Source organism: Mesorhizobium sp. CO1-1-7 (assembly GCF_020164885.1).
Classification (GTDB): domain Bacteria; phylum Pseudomonadota; class Alphaproteobacteria; order Rhizobiales; family Rhizobiaceae; genus Mesorhizobium; species Mesorhizobium australicum.
In genome coordinates this window covers 290,513-315,382 of sequence record NZ_JAIUHA010000002.1, presented here as the reverse complement: position 1 = coordinate 315,382, position 24,870 = coordinate 290,513, and the positions used below count along the sequence as shown (strand labels likewise).

The following is a 24,870-nucleotide window of genomic DNA, read 5'->3' as shown; positions in this document are numbered from 1 at the left end:
AATATATCTTCTCTTGGACGCCAAGGAGAGACCGCCAATGTTCCTGCCCAATCGCCATGCCTTGCACCGCCAGCCGCTGGACGAGGCCGATGCCGAAACCCTCGGCATCGTCGGGGCGGACACTGTCGAGCGTTTCCTTGCCCGCCGTGACAATCACTTGGCGACGCCGCTGCACGCCCTGCCGGCGTTGGCTGGCGAACTCGGTCTCGGCACCTTGCATGTCAAGGATGAGGGCTTTCGCCTCGGTCTAGGCAGCTTCAAGGCGCTGGGCGGCGCCTATGCGGTCTTCCGTCTGGTCCTGGAGGAGGCAAGCAAGCGGCTCGGCCGCTCCGTCGGTGTCGCGGATCTCGATCGGCCCGAAGTCCGGTCGGTCGCGGCGACCATGACGGTTGCTTGCGCTACCGACGGCAACCATGGCCGCTCCGTCGCGCAAGGCGCCGAGCTTGTTGGCGCAAAGGCGGCGATCTTTGTCCATGCCGGCGTCAGCGACGGGCGCGTCGCGGCCATCGCCCGCTATGGGGCGGAGATGATCCATGTCGACGGCAATTACGACGATTCGGTCAGGCAGGCAGCGCGCGTCGCCGCGGAGAAAGGCTGGACGGTGGTTTCCGATACCTCATGGCCGGGCTACGAACGCATTCCGGGCCTCGTCATGCAGGGCTACACGGCGATCGTGCGCGAGGCGCTGGGCCAGATCTCCGAACCGCCGACCCATGTCTTCGTGCAGGCCGGCGTCGGCGGCATCGCGGCGGCGGTCGCCGGCCATCTCGCCATCGTGCTTGGCGAAGCCAGGCCGGTTTTCACGGTGGTGGAACCCGCCCGTGCCGCCTGCGTTTTCGGCGCCGCCAAGGCCGGGCATCCGGTCAAGATCGCGCATGGCGAGGCGACAGTCATGGCGATGCTCGAATGCTACGAGGCCTCGCCGGTCGCCTGGCGCGTGCTGGCACGCGTCGCCGATGCCTTCATGACCGTCGACGAGGACGAAGCCATCGCCGTGATGCGGCGGCTGGCCCGCCCGGCCGGCAACGATCCGGCCATCGTCGCCGGTGAAAGCGGCGGGGTCGGCCTTGCCGGGCTGATCCGGGCGATGACCGATCACAAGGCCGAGCTTGGCCTCGACGCCAGTTCGCGCGTCCTAGTCGTCAACACCGAAGGCGCGACAGATCCCCGCCGCTATGCCGAACTCGTCGGCATGAATCCGGCGGATGTGCTTGCCGGCAAGGTGCTTTCTGGAGCGACGCCATGACCTTGATCGATGCCATGACCTCGATCGACGCACAAAGGCTGCTTGGCCGCATCCGCGAGCTCGGCGGCATCGGTCGTGATGGCGAGGGCAGATTGGTGCGGCTGGCCGCCTCCGACGCCGACAGGCTGGGTCGCGACCGCTTCGTCGGCTGGCTGCGCGAGGCCGGTCTCGAAATCGCCATCGATCGCATGGGAAATATCTTCGGCGTCTGGCAGGCGCCGGCGAATGCCGGCCATGCGCCGATCCTCGTCGGCTCGCATATCGACACCGTCATCGATGCCGGCATTTATGACGGCTGCTACGGCGTGCTCGCCGGGCTGGAGGTAATCGAGACGCTGAAGGCGTCGGCTCTTGTCCCGTCGCGCCCGCTCGCGGTCGCCGCCTTCACCAACGAGGAAGGGGTTCGCTATTCCCCCGACATGATGGGTTCACTGGTCCATGCCGGCGGCGTCGGTATCGACGAGGCGCTGGCGGCCGTCGGCACCGACGGAAGCGTGCTGGGAGAGGAACTGGCCCGCATCGGCTATGCCGGCGACGAGGAGCCAGGCTTCCTCAAGCCGCACGTCTATCTCGAATTGCATATCGAGCAGGGCCCGGTTCTGGAACGCGAAGGCGTGCCGATCGGTGCTGTGGAAAACCTGCAAGGCATCTCCTGGCAGCGCATCACCATAGACGGCGTCGCCAACCACGCCGGCACCACGCCGATGTCGATGCGCAATGACGCCGGGCATGCGGCCGCGCGTGTCGTCACGTTCCTGCACGACCGCGCCAAAGCCTCGAACACGCCGACCGTTGCAACGGTCGGCACGATGCGTTTCGAGCCAAACGCCATCAATGTCATTCCCTCGCGCGCCGTCTTCACCGTCGACCTGCGCGACCCTTTCGAGCATCGCCTGCAAGCCGAGGAAGCCGCACTCGCCGCGTTTCTTGAGAACCTGGCCGCCGATGGTGGCGTCGCGATCTCGGTCGAGCGGCTGGCCCGCTTCGAGCCGGTGATCTTCGATATAAGCATTGTCGAATTGATCGAAGCTGCCGCGAAGAAGCGCGGGTACGCGTCCAAGCGCATGACCTCGGGCGCCGGCCACGATGCGCAGATGATGGCGCGCCTCGCGCCCGCGGCGATGATTTTCGTGCCGAGCGCCGGTGGCATCAGCCACAATCCGCGCGAACATACCGCCGATGCCGAGCTTGTCGCCGGCGCCAACATCCTGCTTGATATCGTTGCCCAGCTTGCGGATCAGGAGGTATCAGGCGATGGCTGAAATCGATCGTGATGTGCTGAAGCTGGAGATGACCGAATGGCGGCATGATCTGCACGCGCACCCTGAATTCGGCTTCGAGGAGGAGCGCACCGCGGCCTTCGTCGCCGCCAAGCTGCGCGAATTCGGACTGGACGATGTCGCCGAGGGTGTCGGCGGCACCGGCGTCGTCGGGACTTTGAAGCGCGGCAGCGGCAACCGCGCGATCGCGCTGCGGGCCGACATGGATGCTCTGCGCATATCAGAGCAATCAACCGCGCCATACCGCTCCGGCAATCCCGGAATCATGCATGCCTGCGGCCATGACGGCCACACGGCGATGCTGCTCGGTGCGGCCAAGCTCATGGCCGGGGAGGGCGGTTTCGACGGCACCGTGCGCTTCATCTTCCAGCCGGCGGAGGAATGGGGAAAAGGCGCGTTGGCGATGCTCGACGATGGCCTGATGCAGCGCTTTCCCTTCGACGAGATCTTTGGCCTGCACAACATGCCGGGCTTGCCGGTCGGACATTTCGAGACCCGCGCCGGCCCGGTCATGTCGGCCGAAGACGTCTTCGAGATCGTGCTCAGGGGATTGGGCGGTCACGCTGCGCGGCCGCATTCGGGTCAGGAAACGCTGGTCGCCGCCTGTGCGCTGGTTACCAACCTGCAGACCATCGTCTCGCGCCGGCTGAGCCCGGCCGACATCTCCGTGGTTTCGGTGACCGAACTGATCACCGATGGCACCCGCAACGCACTGCCGGGCATCGCCCGCATCCTTGGCGACGCGCGCAGCTTCCGCCCCGAGGTGAGCGCCAAGATCGAATGCCAGATGCGCATCATCGCCGAAGGCATCGCTACCGCTTACAACGTTGCCGCCGAGGTCAACTACACCAGGGAATTCGTGCCTTTGCGCAACGATGCCGAACTGGTCGACGCGGCCTTTGCCGCCGCCGGGACTGTTTTCGAACGCGGCAATATCGCGGTCGCCCGCGAGCCGATGACGGCGTCGGAGGATTTCGCCCGCTTCCTCGACCACGTGCCGGGCTGCTTCGTCTTCCTCGGCAACGGCGAGGCCTCGGCACCGCTTCACAATTCCAGTTACGACTTCAACGACGACGGGCTGTTGTTCGGCGCCAGTTTCCATGCCGCCATCGCCAGGCAGCGGCTTGGGACTTGAACCCCCGGGGGGATTTTCGCGGCATTTAGCGGGGGAAAACGCCGGGGAAAGGCCGAAATCCTTGATCTGGCATGACGCTACGGCAAGACTCAGCTAGCCTCGCTCACGCGGCGGACCTGATATCCGCCTGGCCGGCGCTATCAGATTACCTCCCAAGCGGCGCCGGCCTTCTCTCCCGCATGCTAGAGCGGTTCAGCGTTTTATGGAATCGCCGACCCGCTCTAATTCTTTGTTTTTACGCAATTCCGGACGGAAAACCGCTACGCACTTTTCCTGGAATTGCTCTAGAGCGGTTCATCGCTTGATAGAATCGGAAGGGATTCCCGCTCGGTTGGATTTGTGATTCAAGATGCTGGCTGGATTGGAGGCCAGCATCAGGTGGTTCGACCTCTTTCCGAGGATCTTCGCGAGCGGGTTGTGGCGGCGGTTTTGAGTGGCGAGAGCCGCCGGTCGGCCGCCAAGCGGTTCGGTATCGCGAATTCGACGGCAGTGAAGTTGTTGCAGCGCCATCAGGCGACCGGTTCGATAGCGCCTGGCAAGATGGGTGGACATCGCAAGAGAGTGCTGGAGCCACACCGTGCCTTCATAGAGGCGCGCATGCGTGAGACGCCGCATCTGACGTTGCACGGCCTTAAGGATGAACTGGCCGGTCGCGGGGTCACGGTTTCGCACACCGCAGTGTGGCAGTTCCTGCGCCGCGAGGGGCTGAGCTTCAAAAAAAACGCTGTTCGCCCTTGAGCAGGCGCGCGCTGATGTTGCCCGCAGGCGACAGCGGTGGCGAGCCTGGCAGCCTGGCCTGGATCCGCAGTGCCTCGTCTTCATCGACGAGACCTGGATCAAGACCAACATGGCCCCGCTGCGCGGTTGGGGGGCCAAGGGCAAGCGACTGCGCGGCCTGGCTCCGCATGGCCACTGGCGCACGCTGACTTTCCTCGGTGCGCTGCGCTGGGATCGGCTCGCGGCACCTTGCGTCTTCGACGGACCGATCAACGGCCAATGCTTCCGCGCCTATGTCGAACAGCAACTCATCAGTGTGCTCAAGCCCGGCGATATCGTCATCATGGACAATCTTGGAAGCCATAAGTCGGCGGCCATCAGGCAGATGATCAAGGCTGCAGGCGCAAGGCTTTGGTACCTGCCGCCCTACTCCCCGGATCTCAATCCCATCGAGCAGGCCTTCGCCAAGATCAAACACTGGATGCGCCAAGCGCAGAAACGAACCGTCGAGGATACGTGGCGCCACATCGGCCACCTCGTCGCAACGATCGAGCCTGAAGAATGCGGCAACTACTTCGCGAATGCTGGATACGCTGCCATCAAAACATGAAAGACTCTAAATTAGATTTCGTTAAAGTTAGAACGCTCGCGCTCGGCGGAAGTTAGGGTTTTACTGTCATGGCTGTGGCACGCTTTTGGATGCTGCGGGTTCATAGATGCGCGGGCGGAGCTGGATAAAGGCGGTGCGTCAGGACGAAGCGCGGCGGGTGCGCGCCCGCATCGCTCAACTCGAACGAGACTTGACCGCCGCCTCGGCGCAGACACGACAGCTGCGCCACGACGCAGGCCACGAGCTGCGCAATGCCAAGTTCCGCCTCGAGCGTCTCGAGGAATGCATCGCGGCAATGCGGTGAAGATCCCGCAATTCGTTTTTGCGCAATGCTCCATTCACTGGCTGGCAATGCCATTGTTCACGACAGGAATGGCGAGATCTTGATCGGCCCCAGTCGCCTTTGTCGGCGGCAATTTGTTGTCGCAGGCCGAGAAAGCCAAAGTCACCAGCGCGAGGATCAGTCCCAGCTTTTTCATGGCTACTTCCTCCACCCGCAGAACGAGGCGGTGTCGGTTTGGTTGCACGATTGCGTCGAGGGAACAAAATCCCCTGCCTCAGGTTGACCCAGCGAAGGAGGACCGCCGCATGATCCGTTTGCTTCTGGTTGGCACGCTGGCCTTTGTCACTTACCGTCTCGCCCGCAAGATGATCGACGAGGTTCCCGACAGTGTCGATCCGCTCTTGCTGCCAGCGCCCGCAAACGACCGCGAGGCGCTACGCCGGCAGTCGGCGTCGATGGGCGTTGACCCGAAACGCTGATTGCTCCCGCTGTATTGGCGGAGCTGCTTCTCTGTTGCGAACAAAGCAGAAACGATGCTTGATGGGCGATGAACCTCGCCGCCCATGATTCGACGTTTTTGGAACAGACCGGCCAGCCGGCTTATCTCGTCCGGCTGAACGACGCCCAACGCCAGGCCGTCGAACATGGCGACGGCAAGATTGCAGGCCCGCTGCTGGTTATCGCCGGCGCCGGCTCCGGCAAGACCAACACGCTGGCGCACCGCGTCGCCCACTTGATCGTCAAGGGAGCCGACCCGCGCCGCATCCTGCTGATGACGTTTTCGCGGCGCGCCGCATCCGAAATGGCGAGACGTGTCGAGCGCATCGCCGGCGAAGTGCTCGGCCGCGACGCCGCAGTGATCACGGACGCACTGACCTGGGCCGGCACTTTTCATGGTATCGGCGCGCGGCTGCTGCGGGACTATGCGCTGGAGATCGGCCTCGATCCGGCCTTCACCATCCATGATCGCGAGGATTCCGCCGATCTGATGAATCTCGTGCGCCACGAACTCGGTTTCTCCAGGACGGAAGCGCGCTTTCCGACCAAAGGCACCTGCCTTGCCATCTATTCGCGCGCCGTCAACGCGCAGGCGCCGCTGGGTGAGGTCCTGGGGTCCGCCTTCCCCTGGTGCGCCGGCTGGGCCGAGCAGCTCAAGCAATTGTTTGCCGGTTACGTGGAGGCCAAGCAGGCGCAGAATGTGCTCGATTACGACGATTTGCTGCTCTACTGGGCGCAGATGACCGCCGAGCCTGAAATCGCCACGCATCTGGGCGGACGGTTCGACCATGTGCTGGTCGACGAATACCAGGACACCAACCGGCTGCAGGCCTCGATCCTGATGGCACTCAAGCCCGACGGCGCCGGGCTGACGGTCGTCGGTGACGACGCGCAGTCGATCTATTCGTTCCGGGCCGCCGAAGTGCGCAACATCCTCGACTTCCCTAGACAGTTCGCGCGGACCGCCGATGTGGTGATGCTGGAGCGCAATTATCGCTCGACCGAGACCATTCTGGCGGCCGCCAACGCGGTTATCGGCGAAGCCTCGGAGCGCTTCACCAAGAACCTGTGGTCGGAACGCAAATCCGCCGACAAACCGAGACTTGTGACCGTGCGCGACGAGGTCGAGCAAGCGAACTTCGTCTGCGACACCATCCTTGCCGAGCGCGAGGCCGGTACCGCGCTGAAGTCGCAGGCGGTGCTGTTTCGCGCCTCGCACCACAGCGGGCCGCTGGAGATCGAGCTGACGCGGCGCAACATCCCTTTCGTCAAGTTCGGTGGCCTGAAATTCCTCGATGCCGCGCATGTCAAGGACGTGCTGGCGGTACTGCGCTTTGCTGAAAATCCGCGCGATCGTGTCGCCGGCTTTCGCGTGCTGCAGCTTCTTCCCGGCATTGGCCCTTCCGCGGCCGCGCAGGTCGTCGAGGCCATGACGTCGGCGCTGGACGAGGCGATGGGACTGGCCGGCTGGCGTCCGCCGCAGCGCGCCGCCGACGACTGGCCCGGCTTCGTCTCGCTCTATTCCGGCTTGCGCGCCGGCGCCAAATGGCCGGCCGATCTCGAACAGGTCAGGCTGTGGTACGAACCGCATCTGGAGCGCATCCACGAGGATGCGATCACGCGCCGCGCCGACCTGCTGCAACTCGAGCAAATCGGCTTGGGCTATGCTTCGCGCGAACGCTTCCTGACCGAGCTGACGCTCGATCCGCCGGACGCAACCAGCGACCAGGCCGGCCCTCCGCACCGCGACGAGGACTATTTGATCTTGTCGACCATCCACTCGGCCAAGGGCCAGGAGTGGAAGAACGTCTTCGTGCTGAACACGGTCGATGGCTGCATTCCGGCCGATCTCGGTGTCGGCACCAAGGAAGATATCGAGGAGGAGCGACGGCTGCTCTACGTGGCGATGACACGGGCCAAGGACAATCTCAACCTCGTCATGCCCCAGCGCTTCTTTCCGCATGGCCAGGCGGCACGCGGCGACCGCCATGTCTACGCCTCGCGCACCCGTTTCATTCCGGCCTCCATCCTCGCCGCGTTCCAGCAGCTTTCGTGGCCGGCCGCGCAAGCGGCGCAGGGCAGGGCGCCTCGGCCGGAGGTGCGCGTCGATATTGGCGCGCGCATGCGCGGCATGTGGAAATAGCAGGAGCCGATGCCGCAGCCGCCGATCAGGATCGCCATATCAGGCGCTCTCGGCCGCATGGGTCGCCAGATGGCGGATGCGGTGCGGGCCGATGTGCGTCTGGCGCTCACCGGCTGCTTTCACCGTCCGGGCAGTGTCGGCGACGGGCTGGTGAGCCGCGACGAGGCAATTGCCATGGCTGACGTGGTGGTCGACTTCACCACGCCGGCGGCCTCCGTGGAACTGGCCAGATTGTGTGCCGGGAGGGGCGGGCCAGCCCTGGTGATTGGCTCGACGGGCTTCGAGGCCGCCGAGATGGCCACCATCGCCCATGCCGCGAAAACCATTGCCATCGTGCGCTCCGGCAGCTTCTCGCTCGGGCTCAACATGCTGGTCGGATTGGTCGAACAGGCAGCGCGGGCGCTCGACCCCGATGACTGGGATGCGGAGATTTTCGAGGCGCATCATCGCCACAAGATCGACGCGCCTTCGGGCACGGCGCTGATGCTGGGGCAGGCTGTTGCCGGCGGACGCGAAATCGGGCTGGAGACGGTTGCGAGGCGCGTCCGCGATGGCGTCACCGGCGCGCGGCCGGCGGGCGAGATAGGCTTCGCGGTGGCGCGGGGCGGCGCCATCATTGGTGAGCACAGCGTCAGCTTCTGCACGGAAGGCGAGACCGTCACCTTGGCGCATTCGGCTGGTGACCGCATCATGTTTGCACGCGGCGCCATCGCCGCGGCATTGTGGGTGGCGGGCCGCGCTCCCGGCGAATACGACATGCGCGACGTATTGGGTTTTGGCGCATCGTAACCAGCAAATCCTGGCTGTTTTCATTCCCCGGTTGCTAAAGTGGCTGAAAGCCAGCTGAAAGCTTGGGCATGCAATTGATTCATTGCGGCGTTCGCCGCGTGACCGGTGCGGGAGTGGCCGGCAGGAGGAATGCGGCGCAGCCTGGATGGCGCGCCGCCCAGGTGGAGGAAGTTACATGACCGGTTTGATCTCGAAGTGCATCTTGCGTTCGGCGGCGCTGACGCTCGCCATTGTCGGCACGGGCGCGACCGCGGCGTGCGCCGCGGACAAGATCACCATCATTGTCGGCGGCATGGAAAAGCAGATTTACCTGCCGGCCGTGCTCACCCAGCAGCTCGGCTACTTCAAGGATGAGGGGCTCGACGTCGAACTGATCAACTCGCGAGCCGGCGTCGAGGCCGAGAATGAATTGCTGGCCGGCGCCGTGCAGGGCGTTGTCGGCTTTTATGACCACACTGTCGACCTACAGTCAAAGGGCAAATACATCGAGTCGATCGTCCAGTTCAGCCAGGCCCCTGGCGAGGTCGAACTGGTCTCCGCCAAGCACCCGGAGATCAAGTCGCCGGCCGACTTCAAGGGCGCCACGCTGGGCGTCACCGGGCTTGGGTCGTCGACCGATTTCCTGACGCAATATCTTGCCGTCCGCAGCGGCCTGAAGCCGGGTGATTACACGCTGCTGCCGGTAGGCGCCGGCAACACCTTCATCGCCGCCGTCAAGCAGGACCAAATTCAGGCCGGCATGACCACGGAGCCGACCATCGCGAAATTGCTCAAGACCGGCGAGGCCAGTGTCCTGGTCGACATGCGCACGCCCGAAAAGACCAAGGAAGCGCTGGGCGGCGACTATCCTGCGGCATCCTTCTACGTCCAGTCTTCCTGGGTCGAAGGCCACAAGGACGAAGCACAGAAGCTCGCCAATGCCTTCGTCAAGACGATGAAGTTCATCGCCGGCCATTCGGCCGAGGAGATCGCCGACAAGATGCCCAAGGACTATTACGCCGGCAACAAGGATCTCTATATCCAGGGGCTCGCCGGCGGCAAGGCGATGTTCACGCCCGACGGACGCATGCCGGCCGATGGCCCCGAGACGGTGCTGAAAGTTCTGTCGACCTTCTCCAAGAGCCTGCAGGGCAAGCAGATCGACCTGTCGAAAACCTTCACGACGGAATTCGTCGACGCCGCCAAGTAGGCAGGCAGGCGAGGCGGGTTACCCGGTTCGCTCTTGAGGAACAACAAGTTGCGCCGCTGGCCTGAATCGATTTGGCAGCGGCGCGCCTACCGATGTCGAGAGATGGCGACCACAAGTTTTGGCCGCAGGCATTCTCGCATCATCGCCACAGGAGTATGCCATGCAAGTGCAAACGATGGCGGCTGAGAAGTTGTCTCAGGCCGCGCCGCCGGCCGATGCCGCGATCGCTATCGATGATGTGACGCTACGCTTCGTCACGCCCGACGGCCATATGATGACGGCGATCCGCGACTTCACCATGACGGTGGCGCGTGGCGAATTCGCCTGCGTCGTCGGGCCGACCGGCTGCGGCAAGTCGACGACGCTCAACCTCGTCACCGGCCTGCTGCGGCCGACCACAGGTCATGTCCGCGTCATGGGCAAACCGGTCACCGATATCAGCCGCGACATCGGTTTCGTCTTCCAGGCCGATGCGCTTTTTCCCTGGCGAAGCGTCATCGACAATGTCGCCGCCGGTCCGCTTTATCGCGGGATCCCCAAGGCGCAGGCCTATGATCGGGCCCGCGACTGGATCGCCCGCGTCGGCCTCGGCCGCTTCGAAAAACATTATCCGCACCAGCTTTCGGGCGGCATGCGCAAGCGCGTCGCCCTTGCCCAGACCTTCATCAACCAGCCGAAGATTCTGCTTATGGACGAGCCGTTCAGTGCGCTCGACATGCAGACGCGCACGGCCATGCAGGACGAATTGCTCGGCCTGTGGTCGGAACAGAAATCCTCCGTCGTCTTCGTCACCCACGATCTGGAGGAGGCGGTGGCGCTGGCCGACAAGGTCTATGTGCTCACCGCCGGGCCGGGAACGGTCAAGAGTGTCTACCGCATCGACCTGCCGCGTCCGCGTGTCATGGCCGACATCCGTTACGACCCGAAATTCGTCGAGATCGCCAAGGTGATCTGGAACGACCTGCGCGAAGAAGTGCAGCTCGGCCAGAGCCGCACCTTGCAGAGCGGGCATTGAGAGGAGACACCAACATGACCGCTATCTCTCCCACCGCTTCCCATGCCGTCGTCCGCGATGCCTCCATTGCCGTTGCCGAGGCCCGGGCGAGGGCCCGGCTGCGCCGCCGCCATGCTTTGGTCATCGGCCTGCGCCTTGCTATCCTCGTTGCGTTCCTTGGCCTGTGGGAACTCGGCGCCGACTATAACATCATCGACCCGTTCTTCTTCGCCAGCCCCTCGGGCATCTGGGAACAGATCTGGTCCTGGATCACCGAGGGCACCTCGCAGGGACCGCTCTGGCTGCAGATCTATGTGACGCTGGAGGAAACCTTCCTCGGCTTCGCCATCGGCGCACTGGGCGGCATCGCCGCCGGCATCATTCTCGGCCGCAACCGGCTGCTGGCCGATGTCTTTTCGATCTACATCAAGATCGCCAATTCCGTGCCGCGCGTCGTGCTCGGCTCTGTCTTCATCATCGCGCTCGGCCTCGGCATGGCCTCGAAAGTGGCGCTCGCCGTGGTGATGGTGTTCTTCGTCGTTTTCGCCAACGCCTTCCAGGGGGTTCGCGAGGCCGACAGGGCGATGATCGCCAACGCCCAGATCCTCGGTGCCTCGCCGTTCCAGATCACCCGCACCGTCATTATCCCGTCGGCGATGAGCTGGATCCTGGCCAGCCTGCATGTCAGCTTCGGCTTTGCCTTGGTCGGCGCCGTGGTCGGCGAATTCCTCGGCGCCAAGCAAGGCATGGGCCTGCTGATCTCGACCGCGCAGGGCGCCTTCAACGCCAATGGCGTCTTCGCCGCCATGATCATCCTGGCGGTTATGGCGCTGGTGGTGGAATTCATCATCACCCGCTTCGAGAACTATGTCGTCAAGTGGCGGCCGGCGCCGTTCAACGAGCAGGGCACCTGATTTTGTTCCGAGGACAGTACGAGCCCGCGCTTGGTGCGAGTCGGTTCAGGCCAGGGGCAACCTGACCTCGACCACCAGACCGCCGGCCGCGCCATCCCCGAGGGTGACGCGGCCGCCGGCATTCTCGACAACCTCGCGCACGATGGCGAGGCCCAGGCCGCTGCCTTCCTCGGTCGAACCGGCGATGCGATAAAAGCGCTCGAACACGTGATCCCGCTCTTCGGCCGGGATGCCGGGTCCGTCATCGGCTACCGTCAACACGGCTTCGCTATCGATGGCGGCCAGCTTCACCGTCACGCTCGCGCCTGCCGTCGAGTAACGCAGCGCGTTGTCGACAAGATTGACGATCATCTCGCGCAGCATGGTGCCGTCGCCAATGACTGCAACCGGCCCTGTTTCCTCCAGCCCGAGATCGATCTTGCGGGCGATCGCCGCGGGCGCCTGCGTTTCCAGTACATGGCGGGCGGCTTCTGTCAGGTCGATGCGATCGGCGCGTGGCCGCCGGCTGCCAGGCTCGGCACGCGACAGGGTGAGCAATTGTTCGGCCAGCCGCGCCAGCTTGCCGGAGCTGGCCTGCAGCGCCACCAGCGCTTCCTGGCGCGCATCGGTGGCGGTTTCGCGTAGCGCATAGCTTGCCTGCGTCGATAGCAGCGCCAGCGGCGTGCGCAATTGATGTGCGGCATTGGCGATGAAACGGCGCTGCGCTCCCATCTGCGCGCGCACCCGTTCCATGTAGGCGTTGAGCGCCTCTATCAGAGGCCGGATTTCGCTCTGCGCGCCGGGCACGTCAACCGGATCGAGGTCGCTTCGGCTTGGCGAACGCACCGCGTCGCGCAGGCTCATCAATGGCGCCAGGCCGCGGCGCAGGCCAAGCAGCACGAACACGCCGGCGATCGCCACCAGCGCCAGTTGCTGGACGAAGGCGCTGAACCACAGCCGCTTCACCATCGCATCATGCCCGGAGAGCGTTATGCCCACGGTGACCGTTATGGGGGAATCGCCGCCGGCGCCGATCACCGCGTGGCTGAGCGTCAAGAGCCGCAACATATGGTCGCGATAGCTCGCCTCGGCGCTCGCATGCCGCGGCGCTTGCGGCAAATCGGGGTAACCGGTCAGCAACCGTCCTCCGGCGGTCTCGACGCGATAGTAGACGCTGTCGCGATCGCCGGTATCGAACATCTCGATCGCCGCCGGCGGGATGGTAGCATCGAGTACGCCATCGGCCATGGCGACCTGCTCGGCGATGGCGCGGGCCGAGCCGACCAGCATGCGGTCGGTGACCAGATCGGCGGTTGCCAGAGCGTTGCGCTGGCTGGTCCACAGATTGATGGTCGCAAGCCCGGCCAGGGGGAGCACGACCCAGGCCAGCAATTGCAGGCGCAGGCTGTTAGTCTTCATAGCGCCAAATCATCATGGCGCCAGGTCCTCATGGCGCAAGAGATAGCCGAGGCCACGCAAAGTGGTGATCTGGACCCGCGACCCCTCGAGCTTCTTGCGCACACGGTGCACATAGATCTCGATGGCGCTTGGATCGGCGTCGGTCTCGAAATCGTAGATCGCTGCCGACAGGGCGGCCTTGCTTACCGTGCGTCCCGCCTTGATCATCAATTGTTCAAGCACGGCATGTTCGCGTGGTGTCAGGGCCAGTGTTTCACCGCCGAGCGAAAACAGCCTGGTGTTGGTGTCGAAGATGAGGTCGCCGCAGGCAACGACCGGTGCCGTCCGGTCATTGGCGCGGCGCAGTTGCACGCGGATGCGCGCTTCGAGTTCCTCTACCTGGAAGGGCTTCGCCAGATAGTCGTCGGCGCCTTCGTTGAGGCCTTTGACCCGGCCATCGAGGCTGGCATTGGCAGTCAGTACGATCACCGGCACCCGGTTGCCGCGGGCTCGCAGCATGCGCAGCACTTCCAGTCCGCCCATGCGGGGCAACGCAAGGTCGAGAATGACAAGCGCGTGGTCGCCGGCGGCAAGCGCGTGCTCGACATCCTCGCCGTCATGGACGATGTCGACGACATAATTCGCCTGGCGCAAGGTCTTGCCTAGCCAGTCCGCCAGTTCGCGATTGTCCTCCACAAGCAGCAATCGCATGTCTATTGCCGTTCCAGCATCCACTTCGGTCTCAACGGCCACCAAGGCTCGATCGACGATCCCATTCGGCAATCGGAACCCGGATGATCGATAGTATCGATCGCAACGCAAGGCAAATGCGGCTTGGCTGCGGCCGGCGATGGTTTTCGCGGGCTAGATGCCTCGTTTGAAACATAGATCGAACCGAACGGTTCGGTTCTGGTTGACGGATTGTATCGTAAACAGTGAACAATAGGCGTGAGTCGGTTGGTGTTTGCGTCTGCGGGAGAAACGCTAATCTCCTGAAAACGTTTGAGAATTCAGGCTAAAAATGCTGCAATGCAATATGCATTGTCCATAATATGATGAAATACTGCAAAGCCGACGCGACTGGTAATTCCAAAGGGCCTTCCCCATCTGGAGGTGGTCCGAGCGACGCGAAATCCTCCCAAGGGCACGCCACTAGACGGACAGAACAAAGAAATTCTGGAGTAAATAAAATGACCAAGATCGCTCTTACCGCCGCCGCCATCCTCGTTGCCACGGGCACTGCTTTTGCCGGCAGCGACAATTATGGCTCGGCCAACGCCAACCAGCCTGCCGCCACTGTCGACCATTCGGTCACTGCTTCGACCTCGAAGTCGACGGCCGCGTCGGTCCAGGCTCCGCAGGGCGCTGACCGCAACCTCTTCGGCCGCTAATCGCGACTGCCAATCCATCCAACTTTGAATTCAGGAGTACTTGAAATGACCAAAATCGCACTCACCGCCGCTGCCATCCTCGTTGCCACTGGCACCGCTTTTGCCGGCAGCGACAACTACGGTTCCGACAACGCCAACCAGCCGGTTGCCAGCCAGTCGACCTCCAACGTCGACACCTTCCACACCGGTTCGATCCTGAAGGCGGACAAGGCGCAGGCCGATGCCAATGCCAACGTTCCGGCCCAGTCGGGCCAGGGCATCTGGGGCCGCTAATCCCTTCTTGCATCGCGTGACTACAAAGAGCGGTGGGCCTGGCCCGCCGCTCTTGTTTTTTGTGACAAATGGAATCAGGCGAGCCAGTCGGGTTCAGTCGTGCCGGATAGCCGTCGAACAAGTGCCGGCCAGCGCGCCGGTCACGGATCGAACCAATTGGTTCAATTAATGTTGACGCGCCGTGAGCGCCCGGCGAACGCCGCCTCGGCGAAACAAAGCGTAATGCTCCGTGAGTTGCGCAACAAGCGGCTGATAATGTTGATGAAAACACTTCTGCCGAAATCCGTTATCCAGCCTTGAGGTGCGAAATCGGGCCGTGAAGGAACATCTTCGTGATTGGAAGCCGACGAACGAAAAACCCACGTTCAGCTGGTCCGAGCGACGCGAAATTCCTCCCAAAGGCACGCCACTTGACGGACAGACCAGACCTATCGGAGTAGAGAAATGAACAGGATCGCACTTACCGCCGCTGCCATTCTCGTTGCCACGGGCAGCGCGTTCGCCGGCAGCGACAATTATGGCTCTGACAATGTCAATCAGCCGGCGGTCACCGCGCCCGTGGGTAAAATTGACCACAGCTACACGGCTTCGATCCGCAAGCCGGTCGAACACCGCGGTTTCAAGCTGACGCCCGATTCCAATCAGCCTGATCCCGGCCAGGGCAACTGGGGCAACTGATCCACGCCGGCCTCGCCTGGCTTGACGACAAAGAGCGGTGGGTCTGGCCCGCCGCTCTTGTTTTGAATGAGGTCAGACCGAAGGCCGCCGATCTTCTCAGTCGGCAAAACATCTCACGTCCAGGAATAAAACCAGGCTGCTTCTGGTCTTCTCCTCAGCGGAACCGTCCTCCCAAGACGCCGCCCAACGGATGAACAGGAGATTGAAATGAACAGACTTGCTCTCGCTACCGCCGCTATCCTTGTCGCAGCCGGGGGTGCATTCGCCGGCAGCGACCACTATGGCTCCGACAATGCCAACCAGCCGGTCGTCGCCCCGGTCGCCGGCGTGGATCACGCCGTCACGGGCGCCGTCAACGATACGGATATGATCAAACACAAGACCGCCGACACCAAGATGAAGCCAGCCACCGACTGGCCCGAGCCTGGCCAGGGCATCTGGGGCAACTGATGTCGCGGCTGCGGCGGGTCTGATCTGCCGCACTCGCGGACATTAGACTTCTAGCTCAGATCCTTCGGCCGCAGGCAATGTGTCAGCCTGGCGGCCGACACCCCGGACCAATCGTCTTCAAGGACGAAGCGCGCGAGGGCTGCTGTCGGAAACTTTTCCTCGAGCCTCTTGCGCGCCTTCGCCTCCGATCCCGGTCCGGCAAGCTGTTTTGCCAGCTCCTCAAGGCCCGGATTGTGGCCGAGAACCAGCAGGCAGCTGGTCGAAGGGTCCGCTTTGCGTAGCTGACCCAGAATATCCGCCGCTGCGGCATCGTAGAGCGCGTCGGCAAACGCGACCCGGGGATGCACTGGCAGTTCCGCCGCCACCAGCCGCCAGGTATCGCGGGTGCGCAGCGCCGGCGACACCAGCGCCTGATCCGGCAGCCAGTTGCGCGCTCCAAGCTCGCGGCCGATCAGCCGGGCCGCCTTCAACCCACGTTCCGCCAGCGGTCGGTCGAAATCGTTGAGGTCAGGGTCGTCCCAACTCGATTTGGCATGACGCAGCAGGAGCAGCTGTTTCATCGCTGCGCTCTCGCTCAGGGCGTGATCCGCGCCAGGTGCTCGAGGTCGGCTTCCTCGCGCAGCGGATCGGGCGCCATCACCACCGAGGTGCCGTTGTCGGCATCGTCGGCGAAGTGGGCAAGAACCGTATGCCCGGCCTCCATGCGTGCCTTGCCTTCGGCGACCAGTCCAAGCGCCAGCGGGTAGAGCCGGTGCTCTGCCTTGAGCACGCGCGCGGCCAGCGTATCGGCATTGTCGCCGACCATCACCGGCACGGCCGCTTGCGCGATGATCGGGCCATCATCCATCTCGGACGTGACGAAATGCACCGTGCAGCCATGGATGCGGATGCCGGCGGCCAACGCGCGCGCATGGGTGTCGAGCCCCTTGAAGGCCGGCAGCAGGGCAGGGTGGATGTTGATCATGCGGCCCTGCCATTTCTGGACAAAGCCGGGGGTCAGGAGGCGCATATAGCCGGCCAGCGCCACGATGTCGGCGTTGAAGGCCGCAAGTGCCGCGTCGATCGCCGCGTCATGCGCCTGCTTGCTGCCATGGTCGGCGCGGGAAATGACCTGGGTGGCGATGCCGCGTGCCTTGGCGACGCCGAGGCCGGCGGCGTCCGCCTTGTCGGAAATGACGCCGGCAATCTCGGCCGGGAAGGCCGGATCGCTGGCCGCCGCGATCAGCGCGGTCATGTTGGAGCCGCGCCCCGAAATCAGGACAACGGTGCGTTTTCTCTGCGTGCTCATAGGCCGATCGAACCCCGATAGATGACGCCGGCGTCGCGACGCGGCACGATGCGGCCGATCGGCGTCACCGTCTCGCCGGCTTCCTGCAGCACGGCCGCGACCTGCGCCGCCTGACCGGAAGCGACAGCCAAAATCATGCCGATGCCGCAATTGAAGGTGCGCATCATCTCCTCCGGCGCCACGCCGCCTGTCTTGGCCAGCCAGGAAAACACCGGCGGCACGTCGATGGCATTGAGGTCAAGTTCGGCGGAAAAGTCCTTGGGCAGCACGCGCGGAATGTTTTCCGGAAAACCGCCGCCGGTGATGTGCGCCAGCGCCTTGATGCCATGCGTGTTGCGGATCGCCTTGAGGATCGACTTGACGTAGATGCGGGTGGGTTCGAGCAGTGCCTCGGCAAGCGTCGCCTCGTCGTTGAACGGGGCTGGATCGTTCCACGCCAGACCGCTGGCGGCGACGATGCGGCGCACCAGCGAGAAACCATTCGAATGCAGGCCGGAAGAGGCCAGCCCGAGCAGCACGTCGCCCTCGACGATGTCGTCGGTGGGCAGGAGCTGGCCGCGTTCGGCCGCACCCACGGCAAAGCCAGCAAGGTCATAGTCCTTGCCGTGATACATGCCCGGCATTTCCGCCGTCTCGCCGCCGATCAGCGCGCAGCCGGCCTGACGGCAGCCCTGCGCGATGCCGCCGACAATCGCGGCACCCTGATCGGGATCGAGTTTGCCGGTGGCGAAATAGTCGAGGAAGAACAGCGGTTCGGCGCCCTGCACGACGATGTCGTTGACGCACATGGCGACAAGGTCGATGCCGATCGTGTCGTGTTTTCCCGCCTCGATGGCAATCTTGAGCTTGGTGCCGACGCCGTCATTGGCTGCTACCAGCACCGGATCGGTGAAACCGGCCGCTTTCAGATCGAACAGGCCGCCGAAGCCGCCGATCTCGCCATCCGCGCCCGGCCTGCGCGTCGCGCGCACCAGCGGCTTGATCTTCTCGACCATGAGGTTGCCGGCATCGATATCGACGCCCGCCTGCGCATAGGTGAGCCCGTTTCCGCGCTTGGCCGTTTTGTTCTGGCCCGTTTTATGCTGGCCGGTTTCGCGCTTGCTCATCGCAATGTTCCTGCTCGTTTGCGGGCTCTTCGCATGAACGGTTTCGGTCCGCAAGGATAACGGCCGAACCGGGCTTCGTTTGGCCGACAAAAGCGTGGATAGCCGGAGGCATCGCACTCAGTGCTTGCGGCTGGCCCAGCCGGCTCTCCCTTGCCTCGGCCCTCCATCTCCCTCATCTATCTCAACGCATAATACGGCGGGACAATGCGTTGACCATCCCCAACCTGATCACCATGCTGCGCGTTGTCCTGGTGCCTGCCGTGGTGTTGGCCATGCTGCAGGCGCGTTGGGACTGGGCCTTTGCCGGCTTCGTCGTTGCCGGCATTTCCGACGGCGTCGACGGCTTCATCGCCCGCCGCTTCAACCAGCAGTCCAGGTTCGGCGCCTATCTCGATCCGATCGCCGACAAGCTGCTGCTGGTTTCGGTGTTCGTCGTCATGGGCATCATCGGGCAGTTGCCGCTGTGGCTGGTCGTCACCATGGTGTCGCGTGACGCCTTGATCGTCTGCGCGGTCCTGTTGTCCACGGCGATGGCCCATCCGGTCGAGATCAAACCGTTCCTGGTCTCGAAGGCGAATACCGCCGTCCAGATCGTGCTGGCGGCGGTTGTGCTGGGCGAACTCGCCTTTGCCGTGCACCTCGACCCTCTGCGGCCAAGCCTCATATTGCTGTCCGGGGTCTTGACCGTGGCTTCGGCCGCGGCCTATCTCGTGGCTTGGCTGAGGCATATGAGCGGCTATGGCGAAGGCGGTAAATCAGGCTGACAAGCCCATCGACGGCAAGCCTGCCCGCAAGCCGGCCGCCCGCAAGGCGGCGGCGCTGGGCAAGACCGACGACGGCCAGATGGTTGTCGTCGTGCCGGAAGGCGAGACGGCGGCAGAGGCCGAGGCGTCGGCCACGTTCCGGCGCCAGATATTCTTCTGGCTGGCGGGTGCCGCGATCCTGGCGCTCTTCCTTTATGTCTTCAGCGACATCCTGCTGCCCTTCGTCGCCGGCATGGTGCTTGCCTATTTCCTCGATCCGGTCGCCGACCGTCTGCAGCGGCTCGGCCTCAGCCGCTTCATGGCGACGGTGGTCATCCTCATCACATTCCTGATCGTGCTGGTGCTGGCCTTGGTCATCCTCATTCCGGTGCTGGCGACACAGATGGCCGATTTCGCCGGCAAGCTGCCGGAGTACCTGACCCGGCTGCAGAGCCTGATCACCTCCTTTGATCCGAAGTGGCTGGAACAGAAATTCGGCGTCAACGCCAATGGCTTGCGCGATGGGTTGAACTCACTGCTGACCTCCGGTTTCGGCCTGCTCACGACGGTTTTCACTTCGATCTGGAGTTCGGGCGTGGCGCTGGTCTCGGTGGTCAGCCTGTTCGTGGTGACGCCGGTCGTGGCCTTCTACATGCTGCTCGACTGGGACCGCATGGTGGCGGTCATCGACAGCTGGGTGCCGCGCGACAACGTCGCCACGGTCCGCGCCATCGCGCGCGACGTCAACACCGCCACCGCTGGCTTCGTGCGCGGCCAGGGTACGCTCTGCCTGGTGCTGGGCGCCATGTACGCCACCGGCCTTACGCTGACCGGGCTGAACTTCGCCATCCTCATCGGCCTGTTCGCCGGGCTGATCTCCTTCATCCCCTATGTCGGCTCATTGACCGGGCTGGTGCTGGCCGTCGGCGTCGCCTTCGTTCAGTTCTGGCCTGACTGGACGATGATCGTCGCGGTTGCGGTGGTCTTCTTCATCGGCCAGTTCATCGAAGGCAACATCCTGCAGCCCAGGCTGGTCGGCAAAAGCGTCGGCCTGCATCCTGTATGGCTGATGTTCGCGCTGTTCGCCTTCGGCGCGCTGTTCGGCTTCGTCGGCCTTTTGATTGCCGTGCCGGCTTCGGCGGCGGTTGCGGTGCTGGTGCGATTTGCCATCGCCCGTTATCTCGAATCGCCGCTCTACAAAGGCCATGCGACAGAACCCGCGCCGGCATTGCCAGCCGATCGCGGCGGCGGCCACCGCTCGCAACCGCGTCGCTGAAGTGACCGCGCAGCGAACCGACCCGCCACGCCAGTTGCCGCTCGATCTCGGCCATGGCACCGGTTACTCGCGTGACGAGCTGGTCGTCTCCGGTACCAACAACCAGGCGGCCGCACTGGTCGACCGCTGGCCGGATTGGCCAGCACCGGTGGTCGTGCTGGCGGGCCCAGCCGGCTCCGGCAAGACGCATCTGGCCTCGATCTGGGGTGCGCGCGCCAAGGCGGTGACTGTCGACGCCAGGCGCATTGGCGACAGCATCGCAAATCTTGGTGCCCGCCCGGCCCTGATCGATGATGTCGACGCACGCGCGGTCGACGAACTGGGCCTGTTCCATCTCATCAATGCGGTGCGTGGCGCCGGCTCGACGCTGCTTTTGACCGCACGCCGCTTTCCCTCGGCCTGGGGTGTATCGCTGCCCGATCTTGCATCGCGGCTCAAGGCTGCGGCGACCGTCGAGATCCATGAGCCCGATGATCTCCTGCTCGCCGGTGTCATCACCAAGCTGTTCGCCGACCGCCAGGTCGAGGTCGAGCCGCATGTCGTGCAGTATTTGGTGCGGCGCATCGAGCGTTCTCTGGCAACCGCGATGCGTGTGGTGGAGCGCCTGGATCGTACCGCCCTGGAGCGCAAGATGCCGATTACAAGGACGCTGGCCGCCGAAACCATCAATGCCATGGACGAAGGGCAGGGCGAGTTCGAGATTTGATGACTTCAGGCTTCCACCTGTCCTCGTCTCGACTGAGTCCCATTTTGGGAAACAAGACTGGCACTTATCTTGCTGCGTGAGCTTGCCGGCTAACCCCGGTCCTGATTGCGTTCCAAATCAGGTTGTAGGCTCGCCGGGACTGAGGCGGTTGGGGTTCTCGCCCGGCGAGCTTGCGTTCAAAATGCATCGAGCCGGTGCCGCCGCAGCGGACATCCACCCCAACGACACGGACCACCCCCGCATTGTCGAAACTCTTGAAATAGACCACTCGATGGTCTATTTCTCGATTAAAAGATTTGGACCGGAGAATGGTCAATGCGGAGTATTCGATGCAGGTATCCGTTACCGACGCCAAGGGACAGCTGACCGAGCTGGTGCGCCGCGCTGAGGCGGGCGACGAGGTCATTCTGACCCGTCACGGCCATGCGGCCGTGCGGCTGGTTCCCATCAAGGCAATGCCCGGCAAGGAAGGTCGCCGGACGCTCATGGAAGCGGCGCGTGCGGCAGGGGCGGCCAAGATGAAGGCCGGACCATCCGCTGCCCGCAGCCAGGACTTCCTTTATGGCGATGACGGCATGCCATGATCGCGGTCGATACGTCGGCGCTTATGGCGATCGTCCTGAATGAACTTCAGGCCGACGCCTGCATGGCCGCGCTCGCAGCCGAGAACGACCTCCTGATCTCCGCCGGCACCGTTGCCGAGGCGCTGATCGTCGCGGCCCATCGTGGCGTCGCCGCCGAGCTGTCCAGCCTGATTGACGGGCTTGGTTTCGAGGTGGTGGTGGTAACGCCGGCCTCGGCCCGGCGTATCGCCGAAGCCTATGCGCGATGGGGCAAGGGCAGCCATCCGGCCGCGCTCAATTTCGGCGATTGTTTCTCCTACGAGGTGGCGAAGGAGCACTCTTGCCGGCTGTTATATGTCGGAGCCGATTTTTCGAAAACCGATATAGAGGGTGTGCTCTCAACGTAGCACTGCCGGCCGGTGAGCTTGCGACCAATCACAGCCACATTCTGACGAAATGCCGGACCAACAGATAGACGGCCGAGTGCGCGGCGATATAGCAGGCCGCGACCAGCACAAAAATCCCGATGCTGGCTGCCCACGAACGGGAGGCGACGATGCCAGGTGCGAGCCTGCCGTGCCTGCGGCTCTCGCGATTGTTCCACGTCGCCAAGGCGGCACAGGCGATCGCCCATGCCACCATGAACGGAACCGTCACGCCCGCATAGGCGAAATAGGCCGGCCCGAACAGCGACATCCAAGTATCGATCCCAAGCACCGCCAACCCCCGTTTGCCGCAGCTTAAGCCAGCAATGCCGATGGAAGCGAGCATGAAATAATGACACGCGGATAAGGGCCAAAACCCCTTCGGTGCCATCGGTGTCGCATTTTAAATGAGAAATGGTCGGAGTGGAGAGATTCGAACTCCCGACCCTCTGGTCCCAAACCAGATGCGCTACCAGCCTGCGCTACACTCCGAACGGTCTGTTGCCTATTCATTTCGGTGGTACATGGCAAGTGCAAAAACCTTGCCGCCGCTGCCAATGCGCAGTAATGACGGGCGAAGAGGCGGCGATGCCGCCTTGCCAACAAAGAGGTGGCCATGTCCGCGCGCATTTTCAGCCCAGCCAAAACCGCGATGCAGTCCGGCAAGGCCAAGACCGGCCATTGGGTGCTGGAATTCGACCCCGAGATGCGCAAGAAGATCGATCCCTTGATGGGCTACACCACGTCGGGTGACATGAGAAGCCAGATCCGGCTCACCTTCGACACGCGCGAAGAAGCGGTGGCCTACGCGGAAAAGGAAGGGCTTGCCTTCCGTGTCGAGGAACCGAAAGAGACCAAGCGCCGCCAGATTTCCTATGCGGAGAATTTCCGCTATGACCGCAGAACGCCCTGGACGCACTGAAAGGCGGCAGGCCCAAGCATCCAGCCGGCCGTTGGCCGGCCGACGGTCCCGTAGCTCAGCTGGATAGAGCACCGGCCTTCTAAGCCGATGGTCACAGGTTCGAATCCTGTCGGGATCGCCAATAATTTCAATGGCTTATGTTGCATGACCTCACGCGGTCGCGCGATCCTACCCCTGCCTGCCAGTGCTGCCACGCCGCTTACCGGAAGCCGGAACAGAGTTCGGCCCGCACAGGGCTCTGGAATTATTTCGTGATCCGGCCCTGTTGGAACCTTGGCCAAGACTACGCGTTCGGGGCCTTGTATTCGTGGAACCTCATAAAAGGCACTATGCGGGCAAGCGAACGGGTGGGCAAAACAAGCGCGGGTTGGGGGAGGAGAAACAAGGCTATGTCGAAACGTGAAATTGGAACGTCCCCTGCCTTGGGGCGGCGTATCGCCGATCTCAGGGCCCGAATGCAAGACGCCGAAATTTCCGGCCATGAAATGAAAACCTTTCACAAGGTGGCCGCCATCATGGGATCTGGCGACGGTTCCTTGCAACTGGATGCCGACGACCTGATCGCGGCATCCTTCGTCGCCGAAGCGGTTGGGCCGGCGCCCAGCCGCTGACTTCGGAATTTCCCATGTCCGAAATCCGGTGAGCAAATCGCGTCCGCCATTGGGGCACGGCCGCCTGTTGGGCGATCGTGCTCCAGCGCCCGGCCCCTGATCTCGTCTCGTCGCCACCTGATCTCGAATTGAAAGGAAAGTCTTATCATTTTGTTTGCGTTGGCACGTCATAGTAGGGACGGCTAACGGAGTGAAAAGGGATGAAGCTGGACCTGTCGCCCACCAGCTGGGGCAGGGTGATGGCCGTCACCGCCGCCGGCACGGCATTCTTCATTGCCGTGGCGTTTTTCGTCGATTCGTTCAATTTCCCGTATCTTTCGCCCGAGTCTGTCTGGCGCGCTAAGCTGACCGACCTTCTGCTGCCCTTGGTGCTCGGCGGCTCGTTTCTGTTTTTCCTGATGTGGAAGATCCGCCAACTGGCGATAGCCCAGCGCGACCTCAGCGTCATTGCTGCGACGGACAGCCTGACGGCGGTGCTGAACCGCGGCGCCTTCTCGATGCTGGTCGAGGCCTATCTCGAACAGACCCGCAAGCAGGAAGAGACCCGTACCGGAGCGCTGCTGATCATCGATGCCGACCACTTCAAGTCGATCAACGACCGCCTCGGCCACGATTGCGGCGACCAGGCGCTCAAACTGATCGCGCAGGCGATCAAAGGCCAGCTGCGTGGCACCGATATCGTCGGCCGGATCGGCGGTGAGGAGTTCGGTGTATTCCTTCCCGGCGTCGACCCCTCGCAATCCTGGCTGGTTGCCGAAGGCATCCGCCGACGGATACGCGAAATGGACTTTTCGCCCGATGGCCGGTCCTGTCCGCTTTCCGTCAGCATCGGCGGCACCAGCTTCAGCGGGCCGACCACCTACGAGGCAATATTCTCCGCCGCCGACAGACGGCTTTATGCCGCCAAGTCGAATGGACGCGATCAGGTCAGCTTCGATCCGGCGGAAGCCGCTCTAGTGTCTCCGCTCAGCGCCGCCACCGTCCACTGAGGGCAGCCTTACAGCCGGCTGGCACCGACCGCTTCCTTGACGCATCCCTGTCTGTGTGCTTCCTCCGCGCAAGTGATGTATGGAACATCGCCAGAAACAATCCTGCTTCTTGAGTCCCTCGATCGTGCGGTTCGCGGGTACGGCACGGCCCGGGGATGCAGGGAATTGAATGGCCAAACGCCTCGGGCCCGGTAAACACCGCGATCATGATCCACTTATTCAACGGCTTTCAGAACCCGTTTGGCGGCAGTGAGCGCGAAACCCTGGAGTTGTA

Annotated in this window: 30 protein-coding genes and 2 tRNA genes; 24 read left to right on the top strand and 8 right to left on the bottom strand. The window is 63.4% G+C overall.

The genetic code is table 11. From position 1 onward, the window contains the following. Positions 1–37 precede the first annotated feature (37 nt). The 5 genes from LB516_RS05020 to LB516_RS05000 all read left to right on the top strand — a co-directional run bounded on the left by LB516_RS05020 (position 38) and on the right by LB516_RS05000 (position 5,292). A complete protein-coding gene (locus tag LB516_RS05020) occupies positions 38–1,246 on the top strand; it encodes a diaminopropionate ammonia-lyase (protein ID WP_224682408.1) in 1,209 nt (402 codons plus the stop codon). A 14-nt stretch (positions 1,247–1,260) separates the two neighbouring features. After that, positions 1,261–2,508 (top strand): Zn-dependent hydrolase, encoded by a 1,248-nt coding sequence (locus tag LB516_RS05015; RefSeq protein WP_041163871.1) that lies wholly within the window; start codon positions 1,261–1,263, stop codon positions 2,506–2,508. Beyond that, positions 2,501–3,661, top strand: coding sequence for a M20 aminoacylase family protein (locus tag LB516_RS05010; RefSeq protein ID WP_015318452.1), 1,161 nt, complete (start codon positions 2,501–2,503; stop codon positions 3,659–3,661). Before LB516_RS05015 ends, LB516_RS05010 begins: the two co-directional genes overlap by 8 nt. A 378-nt stretch (positions 3,662–4,039) precedes the next feature. Further along, positions 4,040–4,988 (top strand): IS630 family transposase gene (locus LB516_RS05005; RefSeq protein WP_318011810.1). Its coding sequence is split into 2 segments (ribosomal slippage): positions 4,040–4,375 and positions 4,377–4,988, totalling 948 coding nucleotides; the frame shifts between segments, so codons are not numbered across the junction. Positions 4,989–5,121: 133 nt separating this feature from the next. Beyond that, positions 5,122–5,292 (top strand): hypothetical protein, encoded by a 171-nt coding sequence (locus LB516_RS05000; RefSeq protein WP_224719052.1) that lies wholly within the window; start codon positions 5,122–5,124, stop codon positions 5,290–5,292. A gap of 34 nt (positions 5,293–5,326) precedes the next feature. On the opposite strand, the gene LB516_RS04995 is transcribed toward LB516_RS05000, so the two are convergent. Then, entirely contained in the window at positions 5,327–5,467 is a 141-nt protein-coding gene (locus LB516_RS04995; protein ID WP_015318450.1) for a hypothetical protein, read from the bottom strand. A gap of 109 nt (positions 5,468–5,576) precedes the next feature. Here LB516_RS04995 and LB516_RS04990 point away from each other — a divergent pair, with 109 nt between their 5' ends. The 6 genes from LB516_RS04990 to LB516_RS04965 all read left to right on the top strand — a co-directional run bounded on the left by LB516_RS04990 (position 5,577) and on the right by LB516_RS04965 (position 11,798). Beyond that, complete coding sequence (locus LB516_RS04990; RefSeq protein WP_015318449.1) at positions 5,577–5,750, top strand: hypothetical protein; 174 nt, start codon at positions 5,577–5,579, stop codon at positions 5,748–5,750. 68 nt (positions 5,751–5,818) lie between these two features. After that, entirely contained in the window at positions 5,819–7,912 is a 2,094-nt protein-coding gene (locus LB516_RS04985) for an ATP-dependent helicase (protein WP_224719051.1), read from the top strand. Positions 7,913–7,921: 9 nt separating this feature from the next. Then, complete coding sequence (gene dapB, locus LB516_RS04980; RefSeq protein WP_140878566.1) at positions 7,922–8,701, top strand: 4-hydroxy-tetrahydrodipicolinate reductase; 780 nt, start codon at positions 7,922–7,924, stop codon at positions 8,699–8,701. 175 nt (positions 8,702–8,876) lie between these two features. Next, positions 8,877–9,890 carry an ABC transporter substrate-binding protein gene (locus LB516_RS04975; protein WP_015318446.1) on the top strand — a complete coding sequence of 338 codons (1,014 nt, stop codon included), beginning with the start codon at positions 8,877–8,879 and terminating at the stop codon, positions 9,888–9,890. Between the two features lie 160 nt (positions 9,891–10,050). After that, on the top strand, positions 10,051–10,905 hold the full coding sequence (locus tag LB516_RS04970) for an ABC transporter ATP-binding protein (RefSeq protein ID WP_015318445.1): 855 nt from the start codon (positions 10,051–10,053) through the stop codon (positions 10,903–10,905). Between the two features lie 14 nt (positions 10,906–10,919). Further along, positions 10,920–11,798: an ABC transporter permease gene (locus tag LB516_RS04965; RefSeq protein WP_224719050.1), complete on the top strand. Its 879-nt coding sequence runs from the start codon at positions 10,920–10,922 to the stop codon at positions 11,796–11,798. 45 nt (positions 11,799–11,843) lie between these two features. Here the strand turns inward: LB516_RS04965 and LB516_RS04960 are convergent, their stop codons facing one another. Further along, positions 11,844–13,196, bottom strand: coding sequence for a sensor histidine kinase (locus LB516_RS04960; RefSeq protein WP_140617182.1), 1,353 nt, complete (start codon positions 13,194–13,196; stop codon positions 11,844–11,846). A 12-nt stretch (positions 13,197–13,208) separates the two neighbouring features. Continuing rightward, on the bottom strand, positions 13,209–13,886 hold the full coding sequence (locus tag LB516_RS04955) for a response regulator (RefSeq protein WP_140617181.1): 678 nt from the start codon (positions 13,884–13,886) through the stop codon (positions 13,209–13,211). Between the two features lie 479 nt (positions 13,887–14,365). On the opposite strand from LB516_RS04955, the gene LB516_RS04950 reads away from it, so the two are divergent. The 4 genes from LB516_RS04950 to LB516_RS04935 all read left to right on the top strand — a co-directional run bounded on the left by LB516_RS04950 (position 14,366) and on the right by LB516_RS04935 (position 15,967). Further along, positions 14,366–14,566 (top strand): DUF680 domain-containing protein, encoded by a 201-nt coding sequence (locus tag LB516_RS04950; protein WP_015318441.1) that lies wholly within the window; start codon positions 14,366–14,368, stop codon positions 14,564–14,566. A 45-nt stretch (positions 14,567–14,611) separates the two neighbouring features. After that, entirely contained in the window at positions 14,612–14,839 is a 228-nt protein-coding gene (locus LB516_RS04945; RefSeq protein WP_015318440.1) for a DUF680 domain-containing protein, read from the top strand. A 444-nt stretch (positions 14,840–15,283) separates the two neighbouring features. Next, complete coding sequence (locus tag LB516_RS04940) at positions 15,284–15,517, top strand: DUF680 domain-containing protein (protein WP_140790565.1); 234 nt, start codon at positions 15,284–15,286, stop codon at positions 15,515–15,517. A 207-nt stretch (positions 15,518–15,724) separates the two neighbouring features. Continuing rightward, positions 15,725–15,967 (top strand): DUF680 domain-containing protein, encoded by a 243-nt coding sequence (locus LB516_RS04935; RefSeq protein ID WP_224719049.1) that lies wholly within the window; start codon positions 15,725–15,727, stop codon positions 15,965–15,967. A 50-nt stretch (positions 15,968–16,017) separates the two neighbouring features. Here the strand turns inward: LB516_RS04935 and LB516_RS04930 are convergent, their stop codons facing one another. From LB516_RS04930 to purM, 3 genes are read right to left on the bottom strand one after another with little or no spacing between them, the layout of a single operon-like run. Beyond that, entirely contained in the window at positions 16,018–16,527 is a 510-nt protein-coding gene (locus LB516_RS04930) for a SixA phosphatase family protein (protein WP_224719048.1), read from the bottom strand. A 14-nt stretch (positions 16,528–16,541) separates the two neighbouring features. Then, the gene (gene purN, locus LB516_RS04925; RefSeq protein ID WP_224719047.1) at positions 16,542–17,255 is read right to left on the bottom strand and encodes a phosphoribosylglycinamide formyltransferase; all 714 of its coding nucleotides are present in this window, start codon (positions 17,253–17,255) and stop codon (positions 16,542–16,544) included. Then, on the bottom strand, positions 17,252–18,361 hold the full coding sequence (purM, locus tag LB516_RS04920) for a phosphoribosylformylglycinamidine cyclo-ligase (RefSeq protein WP_140617178.1): 1,110 nt from the start codon (positions 18,359–18,361) through the stop codon (positions 17,252–17,254). Before purM ends, purN begins: the two co-directional genes overlap by 4 nt. A gap of 209 nt (positions 18,362–18,570) precedes the next feature. On the opposite strand from purM, the gene LB516_RS04915 reads away from it, so the two are divergent. The 5 genes from LB516_RS04915 (at position 18,571) to LB516_RS04895 (ending at position 22,056) form a co-directional block, all read left to right on the top strand. Then, positions 18,571–19,125: a CDP-alcohol phosphatidyltransferase family protein gene (locus tag LB516_RS04915; RefSeq protein ID WP_224719046.1), complete on the top strand. Its 555-nt coding sequence runs from the start codon at positions 18,571–18,573 to the stop codon at positions 19,123–19,125. After that, entirely contained in the window at positions 19,100–20,380 is a 1,281-nt protein-coding gene (locus tag LB516_RS04910) for an AI-2E family transporter (protein ID WP_411969381.1), read from the top strand. Before LB516_RS04915 ends, LB516_RS04910 begins: the two co-directional genes overlap by 26 nt. A gap of 1 nt (position 20,381) precedes the next feature. Continuing rightward, entirely contained in the window at positions 20,382–21,086 is a 705-nt protein-coding gene (gene hdaA, locus LB516_RS04905) for a DnaA regulatory inactivator HdaA (protein ID WP_140823856.1), read from the top strand. A gap of 329 nt (positions 21,087–21,415) precedes the next feature. Then, positions 21,416–21,670, top strand: coding sequence for a type II toxin-antitoxin system Phd/YefM family antitoxin (locus LB516_RS04900; protein ID WP_224525542.1), 255 nt, complete (start codon positions 21,416–21,418; stop codon positions 21,668–21,670). After that, complete coding sequence (locus LB516_RS04895) at positions 21,667–22,056, top strand: type II toxin-antitoxin system VapC family toxin (protein ID WP_224525539.1); 390 nt, start codon at positions 21,667–21,669, stop codon at positions 22,054–22,056. The genes LB516_RS04900 and LB516_RS04895 overlap by 4 nt, the downstream gene beginning before the upstream one ends. 28 nt (positions 22,057–22,084) lie before the next feature. On the opposite strand, the gene LB516_RS04890 is transcribed toward LB516_RS04895, so the two are convergent. After that, positions 22,085–22,420 (bottom strand): hypothetical protein, encoded by a 336-nt coding sequence (locus LB516_RS04890; RefSeq protein WP_181174648.1) that lies wholly within the window; start codon positions 22,418–22,420, stop codon positions 22,085–22,087. Between the two features lie 69 nt (positions 22,421–22,489). Next, positions 22,490–22,566: transfer RNA gene (locus LB516_RS04885), tRNA-Pro, on the bottom strand. Between the two features lie 124 nt (positions 22,567–22,690). Between LB516_RS04885 and LB516_RS04880 the strand changes: the two genes are divergently transcribed. The 4 genes from LB516_RS04880 to LB516_RS04865 all read left to right on the top strand — a co-directional run bounded on the left by LB516_RS04880 (position 22,691) and on the right by LB516_RS04865 (position 24,596). Further along, the gene (locus LB516_RS04880) at positions 22,691–22,996 is read left to right on the top strand and encodes an ETC complex I subunit (protein ID WP_015318428.1); all 306 of its coding nucleotides are present in this window, start codon (positions 22,691–22,693) and stop codon (positions 22,994–22,996) included. Positions 22,997–23,040: 44 nt separating this feature from the next. Continuing rightward, positions 23,041–23,117 (top strand) — tRNA-Arg (locus tag LB516_RS04875). A 268-nt stretch (positions 23,118–23,385) separates the two neighbouring features. Further along, entirely contained in the window at positions 23,386–23,607 is a 222-nt protein-coding gene (locus tag LB516_RS04870; protein WP_015318427.1) for a hypothetical protein, read from the top strand. A gap of 200 nt (positions 23,608–23,807) precedes the next feature. Beyond that, on the top strand, positions 23,808–24,596 hold the full coding sequence (locus LB516_RS04865; protein ID WP_140664753.1) for a GGDEF domain-containing protein: 789 nt from the start codon (positions 23,808–23,810) through the stop codon (positions 24,594–24,596). Positions 24,597–24,870: the final 274 nt, after the last annotated feature.